The organism is Hydrogenophaga sp. 2FB, from assembly GCF_005503365.1.
Lineage (GTDB): Bacteria > Pseudomonadota > Gammaproteobacteria > Burkholderiales > Burkholderiaceae_C > Hydrogenophaga.
This window is the reverse complement of sequence record NZ_SCML01000007.1, coordinates 95,140-110,488: the sequence shown is the minus strand read 5'-3', so window position 1 is coordinate 110,488 and position 15,349 is coordinate 95,140. Positions and strand designations below refer to the sequence as shown.

At 64.6% G+C, this 15,349-nt stretch carries 17 protein-coding genes and 1 tRNA gene; 14 read left to right on the top strand and 4 right to left on the bottom strand.

Annotated features, from left to right (window positions below):
• Positions 1-31: 31 nt before the first annotated feature.
• Positions 32-802 carry a ferredoxin--NADP reductase gene (locus FFS09_RS06445; protein WP_137918037.1) on the bottom strand — a complete coding sequence of 257 codons (771 nt, stop codon included), beginning with the start codon at positions 800-802 and terminating at the stop codon, positions 32-34.
• A gap of 272 nt (positions 803-1,074) precedes the next feature.
• Here FFS09_RS06445 and FFS09_RS06440 point away from each other — a divergent pair, with 272 nt between their 5' ends.
• Together FFS09_RS06440 and FFS09_RS06435 are read left to right on the top strand one after the other, a co-directional pair.
• Positions 1,075-1,356 carry an oxidative damage protection protein gene (locus FFS09_RS06440; protein WP_137918036.1) on the top strand — a complete coding sequence of 94 codons (282 nt, stop codon included), beginning with the start codon at positions 1,075-1,077 and terminating at the stop codon, positions 1,354-1,356.
• A gap of 7 nt (positions 1,357-1,363) precedes the next feature.
• Positions 1,364-2,530, top strand: a complete 1,167-nt coding sequence (locus FFS09_RS06435; RefSeq protein WP_212745059.1) for an FAD-dependent oxidoreductase — start codon at positions 1,364-1,366, stop codon at positions 2,528-2,530.
• On the opposite strand, the gene FFS09_RS06430 is transcribed toward FFS09_RS06435, so the two are convergent.
• Positions 2,527-3,336, bottom strand: a complete 810-nt coding sequence (locus tag FFS09_RS06430) for a hypothetical protein (RefSeq protein ID WP_137918034.1) — start codon at positions 3,334-3,336, stop codon at positions 2,527-2,529. The genes FFS09_RS06435 and FFS09_RS06430 overlap by 4 nt on opposite strands.
• Before the next feature lie 167 nt (positions 3,337-3,503).
• Here FFS09_RS06430 and FFS09_RS06425 point away from each other — a divergent pair, with 167 nt between their 5' ends.
• From FFS09_RS06425 to FFS09_RS06390, 8 genes are all read left to right on the top strand, one after another.
• Positions 3,504-4,295 (top strand): sulfite exporter TauE/SafE family protein, encoded by a 792-nt coding sequence (locus tag FFS09_RS06425; protein ID WP_137918033.1) that lies wholly within the window; start codon positions 3,504-3,506, stop codon positions 4,293-4,295.
• Between the two features lie 22 nt (positions 4,296-4,317).
• On the top strand, positions 4,318-6,093 hold the full coding sequence (locus FFS09_RS06420; RefSeq protein ID WP_137918032.1) for a nitrite/sulfite reductase: 1,776 nt from the start codon (positions 4,318-4,320) through the stop codon (positions 6,091-6,093).
• A gap of 10 nt (positions 6,094-6,103) precedes the next feature.
• Positions 6,104-6,496 carry a DUF934 domain-containing protein gene (locus tag FFS09_RS06415; RefSeq protein WP_137918031.1) on the top strand — a complete coding sequence of 131 codons (393 nt, stop codon included), beginning with the start codon at positions 6,104-6,106 and terminating at the stop codon, positions 6,494-6,496.
• Between the two features lie 19 nt (positions 6,497-6,515).
• Complete coding sequence (locus FFS09_RS06410) at positions 6,516-7,265, top strand: phosphoadenylyl-sulfate reductase (RefSeq protein ID WP_137918030.1); 750 nt, start codon at positions 6,516-6,518, stop codon at positions 7,263-7,265.
• Positions 7,262-8,221: a sulfate adenylyltransferase subunit CysD gene (gene cysD, locus FFS09_RS06405; protein ID WP_137918029.1), complete on the top strand. Its 960-nt coding sequence runs from the start codon at positions 7,262-7,264 to the stop codon at positions 8,219-8,221. The genes FFS09_RS06410 and cysD overlap by 4 nt, the downstream gene beginning before the upstream one ends.
• Positions 8,222-8,274: 53 nt before the next feature.
• Positions 8,275-9,585 (top strand): sulfate adenylyltransferase subunit 1, encoded by a 1,311-nt coding sequence (locus FFS09_RS06400; protein WP_137918028.1) that lies wholly within the window; start codon positions 8,275-8,277, stop codon positions 9,583-9,585.
• A 101-nt stretch (positions 9,586-9,686) separates the two neighbouring features.
• Entirely contained in the window at positions 9,687-10,016 is a 330-nt protein-coding gene (gene fdxA / locus FFS09_RS06395) for a ferredoxin FdxA (protein WP_137918027.1), read from the top strand.
• Positions 10,017-10,059: 43 nt separating this feature from the next.
• Positions 10,060-11,133, top strand: a complete 1,074-nt coding sequence (locus tag FFS09_RS06390) for an NAD(P)/FAD-dependent oxidoreductase (protein WP_137918026.1) — start codon at positions 10,060-10,062, stop codon at positions 11,131-11,133.
• A gap of 69 nt (positions 11,134-11,202) precedes the next feature.
• On the opposite strand, the gene FFS09_RS06385 is transcribed toward FFS09_RS06390, so the two are convergent.
• Positions 11,203-11,278 (bottom strand) — tRNA-Asn (locus FFS09_RS06385).
• Between the two features lie 50 nt (positions 11,279-11,328).
• On the opposite strand from FFS09_RS06385, the gene FFS09_RS06380 reads away from it, so the two are divergent.
• From FFS09_RS06380 to FFS09_RS06365, 4 genes are all read left to right on the top strand, one after another.
• Positions 11,329-11,676 (top strand): VanZ family protein, encoded by a 348-nt coding sequence (locus FFS09_RS06380; protein ID WP_137918025.1) that lies wholly within the window; start codon positions 11,329-11,331, stop codon positions 11,674-11,676.
• A 30-nt stretch (positions 11,677-11,706) separates the two neighbouring features.
• Positions 11,707-12,477: a leucyl/phenylalanyl-tRNA--protein transferase gene (gene aat / locus FFS09_RS06375; protein WP_137918024.1), complete on the top strand. Its 771-nt coding sequence runs from the start codon at positions 11,707-11,709 to the stop codon at positions 12,475-12,477.
• A complete protein-coding gene (locus tag FFS09_RS06370; RefSeq protein ID WP_137918023.1) occupies positions 12,474-13,220 on the top strand; it encodes an arginyltransferase in 747 nt (248 codons plus the stop codon). Before aat ends, FFS09_RS06370 begins: the two co-directional genes overlap by 4 nt.
• 73 nt (positions 13,221-13,293) lie before the next feature.
• Positions 13,294-14,094 carry an IclR family transcriptional regulator gene (locus tag FFS09_RS06365; RefSeq protein ID WP_137918022.1) on the top strand — a complete coding sequence of 267 codons (801 nt, stop codon included), beginning with the start codon at positions 13,294-13,296 and terminating at the stop codon, positions 14,092-14,094.
• Between the two features lie 63 nt (positions 14,095-14,157).
• Here the strand turns inward: FFS09_RS06365 and FFS09_RS06360 are convergent, their stop codons facing one another.
• The gene (locus tag FFS09_RS06360; protein WP_252374258.1) at positions 14,158-15,327 is read right to left on the bottom strand and encodes a serine hydrolase; all 1,170 of its coding nucleotides are present in this window, start codon (positions 15,325-15,327) and stop codon (positions 14,158-14,160) included.
• Positions 15,328-15,349: the final 22 nt, after the last annotated feature.

The following is a 15,349-nucleotide window of genomic DNA, read 5'->3' as shown; positions in this document are numbered from 1 at the left end:
GAGCCCGCCAGTCTGCCGCAAGTTCCCCGCTTCAGCTCACGAACGCGCGCTCGATGACGAAATCGCCTGGCGTGGTCGTGTTGCCTTCCTTGAAGCCGCGCTTCTCGCACAAGGCCTTGAGGTCGCGCAGCATCTCGGGGCTGCCGCAGATCATCACGCGGTCTTCGGCCGGATTGAGTTGGGGAATGCCCAGGTCCTTGGCGATCACGCCATCGCCCAGCAACTGCGGAATGCGGCCCTGGTGCATGAACGGCTCGCGCGTGACCGTGGGGTAGTACAGCAGCTTCTGTTTCACCGCGTCACCCAGGAATTCGTCGTGCCGGAGCTGCTCGGAGATCAGTTCGCGATAGGCCAGTTCCTTGACGTGGCGCACGCCATGGACCAGCACCACCTGTTCGAAACGCTCGTAGGTTTCCGGGTCGCGAATGACGCTCAGGAACGGCGCGAGACCGGTGCCCGTGCCCAGCAGGTACAGGCGCTTGGCCGGCAAGAGGTAGTCGATCAACAGCGTGCCGGTGGGCTTGCGACCCACGACGAGGGTGTCACCCACCTGGATGTGCTGCAGGCGCGAAGTCAGCGGACCGTCTTGCACCTTGATGCTGAGGAATTCGAGGTGGTCGGCCCAGTTCGGGCTGACGATGCTGTAGGCGCGCAGCAGCGGCTTGTCGTTGACGCGCAGGCCGATCATGGTGAAGTGGCCATTGGAAAACCGCAGCGCGGTGTCGCGCGTGGTCGTGAAGCTGAACAGCCGGTCGGTCCAGTGATGAACGCTGAGCACGCGCTCTTCCAGAAATGCACTCATGAAAGATCCTGATGGGGGCAAACCCCGTATTGTAAAAAATCGGGTTGGCCCGGCGGCTGGCGGGGTGATCGGCAAGCCCCACGGGCGGAGCGGGCACCGAAACCTTGCTACAGTGACGGCCTGCCCGGGCGCCTAGGCCCCGCGCTTGCCACCGGCGAACTGCGCCGACGAACAAAGAGCCCCGATCATGCCCACGATCGACTGGCTCGGGAACGAATAATTTCTTCAGTTCGTTATAACCAAACCATCTAACCCCACCCAAGGAATTCACCATGGCACGCACCGTTCATTGCATCAAGCTCGGCAAGGAAGCCGAAGGCCTGGACTTCCCCCCCTACCCCGGCGAAATGGGCAAGCGCCTGTATGAGAACGTCAGCAAGGAAGCCTGGGCCGGCTGGCTCAAGCACCAGACCATGCTCCTCAACGAAAACCGCCTGAACCTGGCCGATGCCCGCGCCCGCCAGTACCTGGCGCGCCAGATGGAAAAGCATTTCTTTGGCGAAGGCGCGGACGCCGCCGCCGGCTTCGTGCCTCCGCCTGCCGACGGCCAATAAGCGCTTCGTGTCCCAGCCCCCAGCCCGCCAAGCGCTGGTGATCGGCGCCGGCCTGGCGGGCGCCGCCGTATGCGCGGCCCTCGCGCGGCGCCGCTGGCAACTCACGCTGGTGGATGCCGCCAGCGGCCCCGCCCAGGGCGCTTCGGCGATCCCCGTGGGCATGCTGAGCCCGCACGTCACGCGCGCACCCACGCCGATGTCTCGGCTGACCGCGCTCGGTGTGACGACCACGCTGGCCGAACTGCAACGCCTCGTGCCACAAGGGCACGGCTGGCAAGCCTGTGAGGTCGACAACCACGGGCACAACCCTGGTCGCTGGCGGGCCGCGCTGGTGCGCCCCGCTGCCCTGGTGCAAGCCTGGCTGGCGGAAGCGACAGGCCTGGGCGCGCTGGCGTGCCGATGGCATGCGCCCGTGCACCGGCTCGCGCACAACGCCAACACCTGGCAAGCGCTGGACGCGAACGGCGACTGCGTGGCAGAAGCACCGGTGGTGGTGGTGGCGAGTGCTTTCGGCAGCCACGCCCTGCTCACGGACGCTTCGGGGTTGATGGACGCCGACACCCTGCCCTTGCGCCCTGTCAAAGGGCAGATGAGCCTGGGCGAACTCCAGGGCGAGCCCACTGCCGCACGCCCGCAACGCGATGACGGCGTCTTCGTGCCGTGCTACGAAGACGATGGGCTGCCGCCGCAATGGCCGGCGCGCATCTGGGCCATGGGCTCCACCTACGAACGCGGCGAGAACAGCACCCACCTGAGCGAACAGGCGCATGAGCGCAACGCCGCCAGCCTGGAGACCTTCTGCGCGCCCGCCGCATCGGGCCTGCGCGACGCGTGGGCTGAGGGGCACTTGCTGGGCTGGGCCCAGGTGCGCTGCGCCTCGCTGGACCGATTGCCCCTGGTCGGTGCCGTGCCCGATGGCGACGCCTTGCGCATGCTCATGGCGCAAGCCGGACCACGGCGCGGACGCGTGCCCCTCGCGGACACACCGCGCCATACCGGTCTTTTCATGTTGAGCGCTCTGGGATCGCGTGGCATCTCGCTGGCGCCCTGGTGCGCGAGCCGCCTGGCCGCCGCCATGGATGGCGAGGGGGCGTCAGACGACGAGGCCGATCTGCTGCGGGCCATCGATCCCGCACGGTTTGCCTGGAAGCAGGCGCGCCGGCAACAACCCTAGATCAAGTCCATCCACTTCGAGACTTCGCTGGGCTGAAACGGTCGCTCCAGCAACGCGGCAATGCCGAGGCGATGCACATCACGCCGCACGCGCCGGCGGCGCCACCAGCCGGCCAACGGACCGGCCAGTTCGGTCGTGGCCAGGGTCAACGCCTGCGGATAGCGGGCGACGAAATGGCGCATCAACGCCCACACATCGATACGGTGATCGTCCAGGTTGAACACGCCGCACACATAGCGATAGCGCTTCATGAGCTCGAGCGCCAGTGCCGCGTCCGTCACCTCGTCCACATGCGCCACCCCGGCCAGCGCCAGACGCGTGCGCAGGTAAGTGCCTTCGTGCTCGTCGGTGCCGACCACCACCGCCCGGCGAACCGCGTCGTTCGGTTCGCTCACGCTGTCCAATTCGAAATCCAGCGGCGCTGGCGCCGTCACATCCAGATCAAGCAGGCCCGAGTCCACCTGGTGCGCGGCGAACACCGCGTCCAGGTCGTGCAGGACGGCCGCCCAGTCGATGGGCCGGTGCAGCACGCGCCAGGCGTGCTCGGGCGCATCCGTACCCACCCAGATCAGGCGCTGACCGGGCGGCATCTCCTTGGCATGGGACAGCACCGCCTCCAGGCTTTCGCCGTCCACCAGCGCGACTTGCGCAACGTTGGTGGGCAACGACGTCCCGGGCGCCAGCAACGGCACCCACGGCGCATAAGTCAGCTCGCGCTCCTGGGACAGGCGAAAGATGGTGTTGAGCGCATGCCGCTCGACATCGGAAAACCCCACCACGCTGACCAGAATGCGCTGCTTGTGCATGGCGCGGATGTTACGTCCGCCACATCGATGTGCCGAATGGATTGGAGCGACAAAGGTGGATTTCCCGTACGAACAGGCACATGCCGCCTTGCATATTCCAGTTCGGGCATATGTGCATGAGCAAAAAATCGTTTGGGATATATGAATGCGTCTCTACAGTTCCGCCCATGCCTGACATCGCCATCATCCTGGCCGGATTTGCTGTGGGACTCATCGTGGGTCTCACGGGTGTGGGTGGCGGTTCGCTCATGACGCCCATCCTGATCTTCTTTTTCGGCGTCAAACCCTACCTTGCCGTGGGCACCGACCTGCTGTTCGCCGCCTTCACCAAGATGGGCGGCACAGCCAGCCTTGCGCGGCAAAAGCTGGTGCCCTGGCGCGTGGTGGGCCAACTCAGCGCCGGCAGCCTTCCGGCTGCGGTGTTGACGCTGCTCCTGCTGCGCCACCTGGGTCCGGCCAGCCCGGTCGTCCAGTCGCTCATGACCAACACCCTGGGCGTGGCCCTGCTGCTCACCGCAGCTGCCATGCTCTACAAGGCCGTTCACGGCAAACAGGTGCCGCGCCACCTGCCCGAGGGCCAACTGGCCGTTGCCACGCGCGCACGCCACTGGAGCCTGCCGGTGCTGTTCGGCGCGGTCATCGGCACCCTGGTCACGCTCACCTCGGTCGGCGCTGGCGCCATCGGCGTGTCGGTGCTGCTGTTGCTGTTTCCCTTGCTGCCGCTGCCGCGCATCGTGGCCGCCGACATCGCCTACGCCGTGCCGCTCACCCTGGTCGCCGGCCTGGGCCACGCCAGCCTGGGCTCGGTGGACTGGCCGCTGCTGGCCAAGCTGCTGGCCGGCTCGCTGCCCGGCATCTGGCTGGGCACGCGCCTCATGCGCCACACGCCCGAACGCCTGGTGCGTTCCGCGCTCTCCGTCTTGCTGGCCTACGCCGGCACGAAGCTGATTGCCTTTTGATTTCTGACGACCCACGAAGACGATGTACCAATATTCCGACTTTGACCGCCAGTTCGTGCACCTGCGCGCCGCCCAGTACCGCGACCAGCTCACCCGCTGGCAGGCCGGCACCCTGGGCGACGACGAATTCAAGCCGCTGCGCCTGCAGAACGGCTGGTACGTGCAACGTTTCGCGCCCATGCTGCGCGTGGCCGTGCCCTACGGCGAACTCTCCAGCCCGCAGTTGCGCGTGCTGGCCCGACTCGCGCGCGATTTCGATCACAAGGAAGACAACGACGTTTCCAAAGCGAATGCGGGCCTGGCCGAAGTGCCCACCCTGCCCGATCGCTGCGGTCACTTCACCACACGCCACAACGTCCAATACAACTGGATTCCGCTCTCGCGCTCGGCCGACGCCATGGACCTGCTCGCCAGCGTGGGCCTGCACGGCATCCAGACCAGCGGCAACTGCATCCGCAACGTCACCACCGACGCGCTGGCCGGTATCGCGGTCGACGAAGTGGCCGACCCGCGCCCCTTCGCTGAAATCCTGCGCCAGTGGAGCACGCTGCACCCCGAGTTCGCCTTCCTTCCCCGCAAGTTCAAGGTAGCCATCACGGGTGCGCGCGAAGACCGCGCCGCAACCCCCTGGCACGACGTGGGCCTGCGCGTGCTGCGCAACGTCGATGGCGACCTGGGTTTTCAGGTGCGCGTGGGTGGTGGCATGGGCCGCACGCCCATCATCGGCACGGTGATCCGCGAGTTCCTGCCCTGGAACCAGCTCCTCAACTACCTCGAAGCCGTGGTGCGCGCCTACAACCGCTTCGGCCGCCGCGACAACATCTACAAGGCACGCATCAAGATTCTTGTGAAAGCCGAAGGCCAGGCGTTCACCGACCAGGTGGAAGCCGAGTACCGCGACATCATCGAAAAAGACGGCGCGCCCCACACCATCAGCCAGGCCGAACTCGACCGCGTGAGCGCCTTCTTCGTGGCGCCCCAACTCAATTGCGACCGCAAGAGTGCTGACGCCAAGATCGCGCACATCCTCAAGGCCGCGGCCGAAGACGATCTGGAATTCAGCCGCTGGCTGCAGCAGAACGTGAAGCCGCACAAGAACCCCGACCTGCGCGCGGTCACGCTGTCGTTCAAGCGTTTCGGCCAGGCTCCTGGCGACGCTTCGGCCGAGCAGCTCGAGCGCGCGGCCGATCTGGCCGAGCGCTTCTCCGCCGGTGAAGCCCGCGTGACGCACGAGCAGAACCTGCTGCTGCCCTGGGTGCGTTGCGACCAGTTGCCCGAGCTCTGGCGCGAGGCGCGCCGGCTCGGCTTGGCCAAGCCCAACATCGGCCTGCTCACCGACATGATCGTCTGCCCCGGTGGCGACTTCTGCGACCTCGCCAACGCGCGCTCGCTGCCGCTGGCCCAAGCCATCCTGGGTCGCTACAAGGACCTCGACGAGTTGTACGACCTGGGCGAGATCGACCTCCACATGAGCGGTTGCATCAACTCCTGCGGCCACCACCACAGCGGACACATCGGCATCCTGGGCGTCGACAAGGACGGCAAGGAGTGGTACCAGATCACGCTCGGCGGCTCGGACGGCTCGCGCTTGTCTGGCGAAGCCACGCCAGGCAAGGTGATCGGCCCCTCGTTCGCCGCCAGCGAAGTGCCCGACGTCGTCGAAGCCCTGCTGGACACCTACCGCGAGCAGCGCACGGACGGCGAAACCTTCGTCGCCACGTTGCGCCGCACCGGCGCCGACCCCTTCAAAACCGCCGCCAACGCGGTGCGCACGAGCACGGCCCGTGCCACCGCCTGAGGACAGACGCATGAGCCAGAACCTTCAACTCTTCCGCGCCGACACCTTCGTGGCCACCGAGTCCGAGGCGCAACGCCTCTCGATCGCGAACGACGCGGATCCCCGCGAAGCCCAGCTCGACGGCATCACCGCCATCGAGCTGAATTTCCCCAAGTTCAGCGACGGCCGGGCCTTCAGCCAGGCCTTCCTGCTGCGCCGCCGCCTGGGCTTCACCGGCGAGATTCGCGCCACCGGCGACGTGCTGATCGACCAGCTTGTGCAAATGCAGCGCAGCGGCTTCTCCCAGGCCGTGCTGCGCGCCGACCAGGACCTGGCTCACGGCCAGGCGCTGTTGGCCCACTACCCCGCGTTCTACCAAGGCGACGCGGTGCATACCGCACCGCATTTCGCTGAAGCAGCCTGAGCGTCTCAAAGCCACCGCCATGACCGCTATCGCCCTCTACAACCGCCCCTCGGCCGACTTTGCGGCCAAGGTCGAGCGCAGCATCGAACTGCTGCGCGAAACGGCCGCCAGCCACCCGAAGCTCACCCAGGCATCGAGCCTGGGCGCTGAAGACATGGTGGTCACGCACCTGATGCATCTGGCCCGCATCGATGCCAGCGTCTTTGTGCTGGAAACGGGCAAGCTGCACACCGAAACGCTGGCGCTGATCCCGAAGATCGAGCAGCGCTACGGCATCAGCGTGCAGGTGTTCCGCCCCAAGCAGGAATCGGTCATCCAGTTCGTGCGCAAGAACGGCGAAGAGGCGATGTACCAGAGCATCGACCTGCGCAAGGCCTGCTGCGACATCCGCAAGATGGAACCCCTGGCCCGTGCCCTGGCTGGCCAGGACGGCTGGATCACCGGCCTGCGCCGCGAGCAATCCAACGCGCGCGCCGACGTCGGAGAGGTCGTGCAGGAGCCACAACGCATCAAGATCAGCCCCATCGTCGAGTGGACCTGGGGTGATGTCTGGCACTTCATCGCCCAACACCATCTCGACTACAACGCGCTGCACGACCAGTTCTTTCCCAGCATCGGCTGCGCGCCCTGCACCCGCGCCATCAGCGTCGGCGAGGACTTCCGCGCCGGCCGCTGGTGGTGGGAGCAGGAAAGCGCCAAGGAATGCGGACTGCATGTGCAGCCCGCCACCGAACCTCTCGTGTCGTCTCTCGAACGGACCCCCTCATGAACGCCCGCACCGAAACCGCCGTGATCCAGACCGCTCTGCAACACGCCAACGATCACCACCTGAGCAATGCCCACCTGGATGCACTGGAAGAAGAAACCATCTTCATCCTGCGCGAAGTGGCTGCCGCGTTCGAACGCCCCGCGCTGCTGTTCTCCGGCGGCAAGGACTCGCTGGTGATGCTCAAGTGCGCCGAGAAGGCCTTTGGCGCCGGCCGCATCCCCTACCCGTTGCTGATGATCGACACCGGCCACAACTTCCCTGAAGTGACCGAATTCCGCGATCAGCGCGCCAAGGAACTCGGCGCCGAGCTGATCGTGCGCAACGTCGAGGATTCGATGGCCCGCGGTACCGTGCGCCTGGCACACCCCGGTGAGAGCCGCAACGTGCACCAGTCGGTCACGCTGCTCGAAGCCATTGAAGAGTTCCGCTTCGACGCCCTGATTGGCGGCGCGCGGCGCGACGAAGAAAAGGCGCGCGCGAAAGAGCGCATCTTCAGCCACCGCGACAGCTTCGGCCAATGGCAACCCAAGGCCCAGCGTCCCGAACTCTGGACGCTGTTCAACACCCGGCTGCACCAGGGCGAGCACTTCCGTGTGTTCCCCATCAGCAACTGGACCGAGCTCGACGTGTGGCAGTACATCGCGCGCGAAAACATCGCACTGCCCTCGATCTACTACACCCACCAACGCGAAGTGGTGGACCGCCGCGGCCTGCTCGTGCCGGTGACCGAGCTCACCCCGCCGCGCGACGGCGAGACCGTGCAAGTGCGCGACGTGCGCTTCCGCACCGTGGGCGACATCACCTGCACCTGCCCTGTGGAGAGTCTGGCCGCGACGGCCGATGACATCGTCATCGAAACCCTCGCCGCCGAAGTCAGCGAGCGCGGCGCCACGCGCATGGACGACAAGACGTCCGACGCTTCGATGGAGAAGCGCAAGAAAGATGGGTATTTCTAACCCCCTCGCCGCGCCACCTCCTGAAGTCGATATCTCTCACGGATTCCATTGCCATGAACACAGTTGAACTCGCCTCCACCGCCCAGGACACCCGCTCCGCCTTGCGCCTCATCACCTGCGGCAGCGTGGACGATGGCAAAAGCACGTTGATCGGCCGCCTGCTGGTCGACAGCAAGGCCGTGTTGCAAGACCACCTGGCCGGCGTGCAGCGCCACGGCCAGACCGATCTGGCTCTGCTGACCGACGGCCTGTCCGCCGAGCGCGAACAAGGCATCACCATCGATGTGGCCTACCGCTACTTCAGCACCGAAGCGCGCAAGTTCATCATTGGTGACGCCCCTGGCCATGAGCAGTACACGCGCAACATGGTGACGGCCGCGTCCAGCGCCGACGCAGCCGTGGTGCTGGTCGACGCGACCAAGCTGAACTGGGCCGATGCGGCCCTGCAACTGCTGCCCCAGACACGGCGCCACAGCCTCTTGCTCAAGCTGCTGCGCGTGCCCTCGGTGGTGTTTGCGGTCAACAAGCTCGATGCGGTCGACGACAGCGCCACCGCCTTCCGCCACATTGCGGACGCGCTGCGCGCGTTCGCGGCGCAGGCGGGCATTCCCGTCACGGCCGTCGTGCCCGTCTCGGCCCTCAAGGGCTGGAACGTGGTGGACGCCAGCGAGCAAGCCGGCTGGTGCGGCTACACGGGCCCCACGCTGCTGGAAATTCTGGAAGGCCTGCCCGTGACGCCTGCCGACAGCACGCTGCCTTTCGCCTTTGCGGTGCAGTGGGTGGAAAAGTTCAGCAGCTCGTCCGATACCTCGCAAGGTCGCCGCGTCTTCTGGGGTCGCGTGGCCACGGGTGACGTGCAACCCGGGCAGTCGGTGCGCATCATGCCCAACGGGCAGACTGCGGTCGTTGCACAAGTGCTCAACCACGTGCGCCATCCCCAATCCGTCACGGCGGGCCACAGTGCCGGCATCGTGCTCGACCGCGAGGTCGACGTCTCCCGTGGCGACTGGCTGCTAGCCGTCGAGGACGACAACGCCAAAGAGACGCTGGCGGGCAGCCGCGAGATCCGCGCCACGGTGGCCTGGCTCGACGATGAAACCCTGGTGCCCGGCCGCGTGTACTGGGCCCTTCACGGTCACCGCTGGGTCAAGGCCAAGATCAAACGCATCGTGCACCGCCTCGACATCCACACGCTGGCCGAGGAAGACGCCACCCAACTCGGGTCCAACGCCATCGGCCACATCGAGCTGACGCTGCAGGAGCCCTTGGCCACGTTGCCTTTCGAGCGCTCGCGCACCCTCGGTTCGCTCGTCCTGGTCGACACCGCGAGCCATCGCACGTCGGGCGCGCTGCTGGTGCTCTAAAAACCATATCTCCTTAACGCGTACCCCGCCAAGGGACTTGTGCCCTGCGCGGGCTCAGGGAAACCCTAAAATCCGGGGTTCTACCGATTCCCATCATCACCATGACCCACGTTGTCACCGAAGCCTGCATCCGCTGCAAATACACCGATTGTGTGGACGTCTGTCCCGTGGACTGTTTCCGTGAAGGCCCCAACTTCCTGACCATCGACCCGGATGAGTGCATCGACTGCGCCGTGTGCATCCCCGAGTGCCCCGTTAGCGCGATTTACGCGGAGGAAGATCTGCCGAAAGACCAGCAACACATGATCGGGCTCAACGCCGAGCTGGCACGCCTGTCGAGCTGGAAAAGCATCACCAAGCGCAAGGACGCGCTGCCCGATGCCGACGACTGGAAAGACCGCGGCGATAAGCTCTCGGAGCTGGTTCGCTGATACCGCCTGCCGCGACGCGGCCGGCGGCGTTAAGCTCCAAGGCATGACCCTCGCAAAACCATCCGACGGCCCCATCGAAACCGATGCCGTCATTGTGGGCGCCGGCCCGGTCGGCCTGTTTCAGGTTTTTGAACTGGGCCTTCTCGAGATCAAGGCGCACGTGATCGATTCGCTCGCCTACCCCGGTGGCCAGCCGGTCGAGCTGTATCCCGACAAGCCCATCTATGACATACCGGCGATCACGGTGTGCACGGGCAAGGAACTTGCGGATCGACTGCTCGAGCAGATCAAGCCGTTTGGCGCCACCTTCCATCTGGGCCAGGAAGTCACCACCGTGCAACCGCAAGACGATGGCCGCTTCCTTGTGGCCACGTCGAAGGGCACCCGGTTTCTGACCAAGACCATCTTCATTGCCGCCGGCGTCGGGGCGTTCCAGCCACGGCTGCTCAAAGTCGATGGGCTGGAAAAATTCAATGACACCCAGCTGTTCTACAGCGTGAAAGAACCAGGCCGCTTGGCGGGCCAACACCTGGTCATCATCGGTGGCGGAGACTCCGCGCTCGACTGGTCGCTGAACTTCGCAGGCGACGGCGCGCACCGCGCCAAAAGCGTCACATTGATCCACCGTCGCGACGGATTTCAGGCAGCGCCAGCCAGCGTGGCCAGAATGCGCGAGCTGTGCGAGCGCCATGAAATGCAGTTTGTGGTGGGCCAGGTCACAGGCTTCGAGGAAACCGCAGGCCGCCTGAGCGCCTTGAACGTCACCGGCCCCGATGACGAGACGCGCACCGTGCCCGTGGACATGTTGCTGGTGTTCTTCGGCCTCTCACCGAGGCTCGGCCCCATTGCAGAGTGGGGTCTGGACATCGAGCGCAGGCAACTGCGGGTCGACACCGAGAAGTTCTCCACCAGCGTCCCTGGCATCTTCGCGGTGGGTGACATCAACACCTATCCCGGGAAGAAGAAACTCATTCTGTCGGGCTTCCACGAATGCGCGCTGGCCGCCTTCGGCTCAACGCCCATCATCTTTCCCGACAAGAAGGTGATGCTGCAGTACACCACCACCAGCCCTAAATTGCACAAGGTGCTGGGTGTGGAGTCGCCGGTGTTCGATTGAGTCAGAATCAACGTCGAACACCACAAATGACAAAGGCCTTCCGAAGAAGGCCTTTGTCATTTGTTTGTCTGGCTCCCCGACCTGGACTCGAACCAGGGACCTGCGGATTAACAGTCCGTCGCTCTACCGACTGAGCTATCAGGGAACAGCCTCGAATTATAGCGTCGTTTTCTTCACTTTTTTGCCCAACCTCAAATGTCGTTGATCAAACCTCTCTTTTGGCTCAGCACGATCATCCTCGCGATCGCGTCTCTCGTGCCCGTCACCCTGCTGCCAGGGCAAGCCTTCGACATCTGGGACAAGGCGCAGCACGCCTGTGGCTTCGCATGGCTCGCACTTCTGGGGCTGTGGTCGTATCCCCAAAATCCTCTTCGCGTTGGCGCGTATCTGCTGGCATATGGCGCAGCCATCGAGCTCGCACAGGCAGCCACGGGCTGGCGCTACGGCGAGTGGGCGGATCTCGCCGCCGATGGCGTGGGCATTCTGCTCGGCATGTTCTTCGCCACGAGCATTCTGCGCAAAACCCCACGCACGGCATCTTGAAGACTTGAGGCAGCCGCGCACAATAGCAGCATGTCTCAAACCCCACCCAACAGAGCACTGCCCTGGCTTGAGCCAGGGCAGGCGTTTCCGCCGGTGGACACTGCCTGGAGCGCGACGGATCCAGCACCCGGCCTGTTGGCCGCGGGTGGCGTGCTCGACTTGCCGACCCTGGTGGCGGCGTACTCGCGTGGCATCTTTCCCTGGTACAGCGCCGGCCAACCCATCCTCTGGTGGAGCACGGACCCGCGCATGGTGCTAGAGCCATCGGCCTTCCGCTTGCACCGCTCGTTGCGCAAGACGATCCAGCGCCTGTTGCGCGAAGGCCGCCTCAAGGTGCGCTTTGACCACGATTTCGAGCGCGTGATACGCGCCTGTGCCAACACCGCGCGCGATGGCCAGGCCGGCACGTGGATCCTGCCTGCCATGGTGGAAGCCTATGTCCGCATGCATCGGGCCGGGCTGGCACACAGTGTGGAAACCTGGCTCGACGGCGAGCTGGCAGGCGGCCTCTACTGCGTCAACCTGGGCGGCATGGTGTTCGGTGAGTCGATGTTCAGCCGCCGCACGGATGCCTCCAAAATCGCGTTGAGCGCCCTGGTCGCTTTCTGCCGCGCCCAGGACATGCCACTGATCGACTGCCAACAGAACACCGCCCACCTGGCATCGCTGGGTGCGCAGCTGATGTCCCGCGAGGACTTCTGTGGCCATGTGCGCACAGGTCTGATGCGCCCTGCCCCAACATGGAATTTCCTCCCCGTATACTGGCAACACCTCCTCTCTGACGACGGTCCTCGCGCGTGACCCACCTCAAAGAACTCCCGTTGCAGGCGCTGCAGTTCTATGCCACAGCGCCCTATCCGTGCAGCTATCTGCCAGACCGACAGGCGCGCTCACAGGTGGCCACGCCAAGCCACCTGATCCACAACGACGCGTACTCCGATCTGGTCACGCATGGCTTTCGCCGCAGTGGCATGTTCACCTACCGCCCCTACTGTGACGGCTGCCAGGCCTGTGTGCCTTTGCGCGTGCCGGTGGCGACGTTCAAGCCCAGCCGCAGCCAGCGCCGTTCAAGGACGCAGCATGGCGCATTGCAGACGCGTGTGCTCAAGCTGTGCTTCATCCCCGAGCACTACCAGCTCTACCTCCGCTACCAGAACAGCCGCCACGCAGGCGGTGGCATGGACCACGACAGCATTGACCAGTACACGCAATTCCTGCTTCAAAGTCGTGTCAATTCGCGTCTGGTGGAGTTTCATGAGCCAGGTGCGCCAGGACAGTCCCCGAAGCTCAGGATGGTGTCGATCGTCGACGTGCTCAACGATGGTCTGTCAGCGGTCTATACGTTCTACGAACCCGACGAAAAAGCCAGCTATGGCACCTACAGCGTGCTGTGGCAGATCGAGCAAGCGCGCGCACTGAAACTGCCGCACGTGTACCTGGGTTACTGGATTCACCAGAGCAGCAAGATGAGCTACAAGGCCAGCTTCCGTCCACATGAATTGCTGCAGGATGGCAAGTGGGTCGCGGCGCCGCGGCAACCGTAAGCCAAGGCTATTGCGCCTGTCGCGAAAGGGTGCTGATTTCATCTCGTAAAATCGAGAGCAACCTCAAGCACCCATGACCAAACGTTCCGAGTCCCTCCCCAGCACCCCCACCGTCCAGGTCATCGAACGCATGTTCAATCTGCTGGAAGTGCTGGCGTCGCGCGAAGACCCCGTGTCGCTGAAGGAAATCAGCGAAAAAACCGGCCTTCATCCTTCCACGGCACACCGCATCCTCAACGACCTGACCATTGGCCGCTTTGTCGATCGACCAGAAGCGGGCAGCTACCGCCTGGGCATGCGGCTGCTGGAGTTGGGCAATCTGGTGAAAGCGCGCCTCAGCGTGCGCGATGCGGCCTTGCTGCCCATGCGGGAACTGCACAAACTCATCCAGCAACCCGTCAACCTGAGCGTGCGCCAGGGCGATGAAATCGTGTACGTGGAGCGTGCGTACAGCGAGCGCTCGGGCATGCAGGTGGTTCGCGCCATTGGCGGTCGAGCACCGTTGCATCTGACGTCGGTCGGCAAGCTGTTTTTGGCCGATGACGAGCCCCAGCGTGTGCGCGCGTACGCGACGCGCACCGGACTGGCGGGCAATACACGCAACAGCCTCACGCAGTTGGCCACGTTGGAGCGCGAGCTGACGCAATGCCGGCAAGCAGGGATTGCGCGAGACAACGAAGAGCTTGAACTCGGCGTGCGCTGCATGGCGGCAGGCATCTACGATGACCAGAGCAAGCTGGTCGCGGGATTGTCCATCTCGGCGCCCGCAGACCGCATCGATGAGAATTGGGTGCCCAAGCTGCGTTCTACCGCCGCTGAAATTTCGGTTGCGCTGGGTTGCCCCAAGACGCCGATTCCGGCACCGAGTCGATAAGCACCCCACCATGAAAAACGGCCCTTTCGGGCCGTTTTTCATGGTGCAAGGCCGGGAGGAATCTCAGCCTTGCGGGCGGGCAACAAGACGCGCATCGGTCTGCACCTCCACCCAACGCCTCACGCGCTCGGCGTCCTGCATGCGACCCAGCTTGCCCGTGGCGTCCAGGAACACCATGATCAACTGGCGACCAGCCACTTTGGCCTGCATCACCAAGCAGCGGCCCGCTTCGGAGATATAGCCGGTCTTCTGGAGACCGATGTCCCACGACGGGTTCTTGATCAAGCCATTCGAGTTGTTGTAGTGCAGCGTGCGGCGGCCCAGGTCTACCTCGTAGCTGGGCGACGTGGAGAGGTCGCGCAGGATAGGCATCTGATAGGCCACGGACACCAAGGTGGCCAGGTCTCGCGCGCTCGATTGGTTCGAGCTGGACAGGCCGGTGGGCTCCACATAGCGCGTGTCCCGCATGCCAAGCTCCACGGCTTTCCGGTTCATCAGGCGCACGAATTCAGAAAGGCCACCGGGATAGGTCCGCCCCAGCGCGTGGGCTGCGCGGTTTTCGCTAGACATCAACGCCAGATGCATCAACTCACCCCGGCTGAGCGTGGTGCCCACGGCCAGACGCGAACTGCTGCCTTTGAAAGTGTCCACATCGTCCTGCGTGATGGTGATCATCTCCTGCATGTTCAGATGCGCCTCTGCCACCACCAGGCCGGTCATGAGTTTGGTCAGCGAGGCAATGGGCAACACGGCAGCGTCGTTCTTGCTGAACAGCACTTCGTTGGTTTCCTGGTCGATCACCAAGGCCACTGTGGAATTGAGCTCGAGCGGATCGTCCATACCGCGCAGGCCCAGGCGCGAACCTTCGGACAAGCGCGGCGCCACGGCCTCACGCATCACCGCGCGGGTGGCAGACGGCTTGCGTTGCACCGCCACCTTGTGCAGCGACGTGGATTTGCCCGCCGCCATCTGCACTTTCACACGCCCTTTTTGTTTGCTGGCCACCGCCACGGTCTTGCGGCTCGACGCCTTGGCCATTGCGGGCTGGGCCTTGCGGGAAGCCGTCACGGTGCGCTTGGGCGCCGCCTTGGCCGTCACCGTCTTTTTTGCCGACTTGGTGGTTTTCGCTTTGGTCGCCGCTTGAGCGTGCACCGGCGCCATGGACAGCGCCACCCAACTGGCCGCAGCCACCAGCAACAAAATTTTGCGAAAGCGATTGACGCCTATGACCATGACTCCACTCCAGCAACAGGAA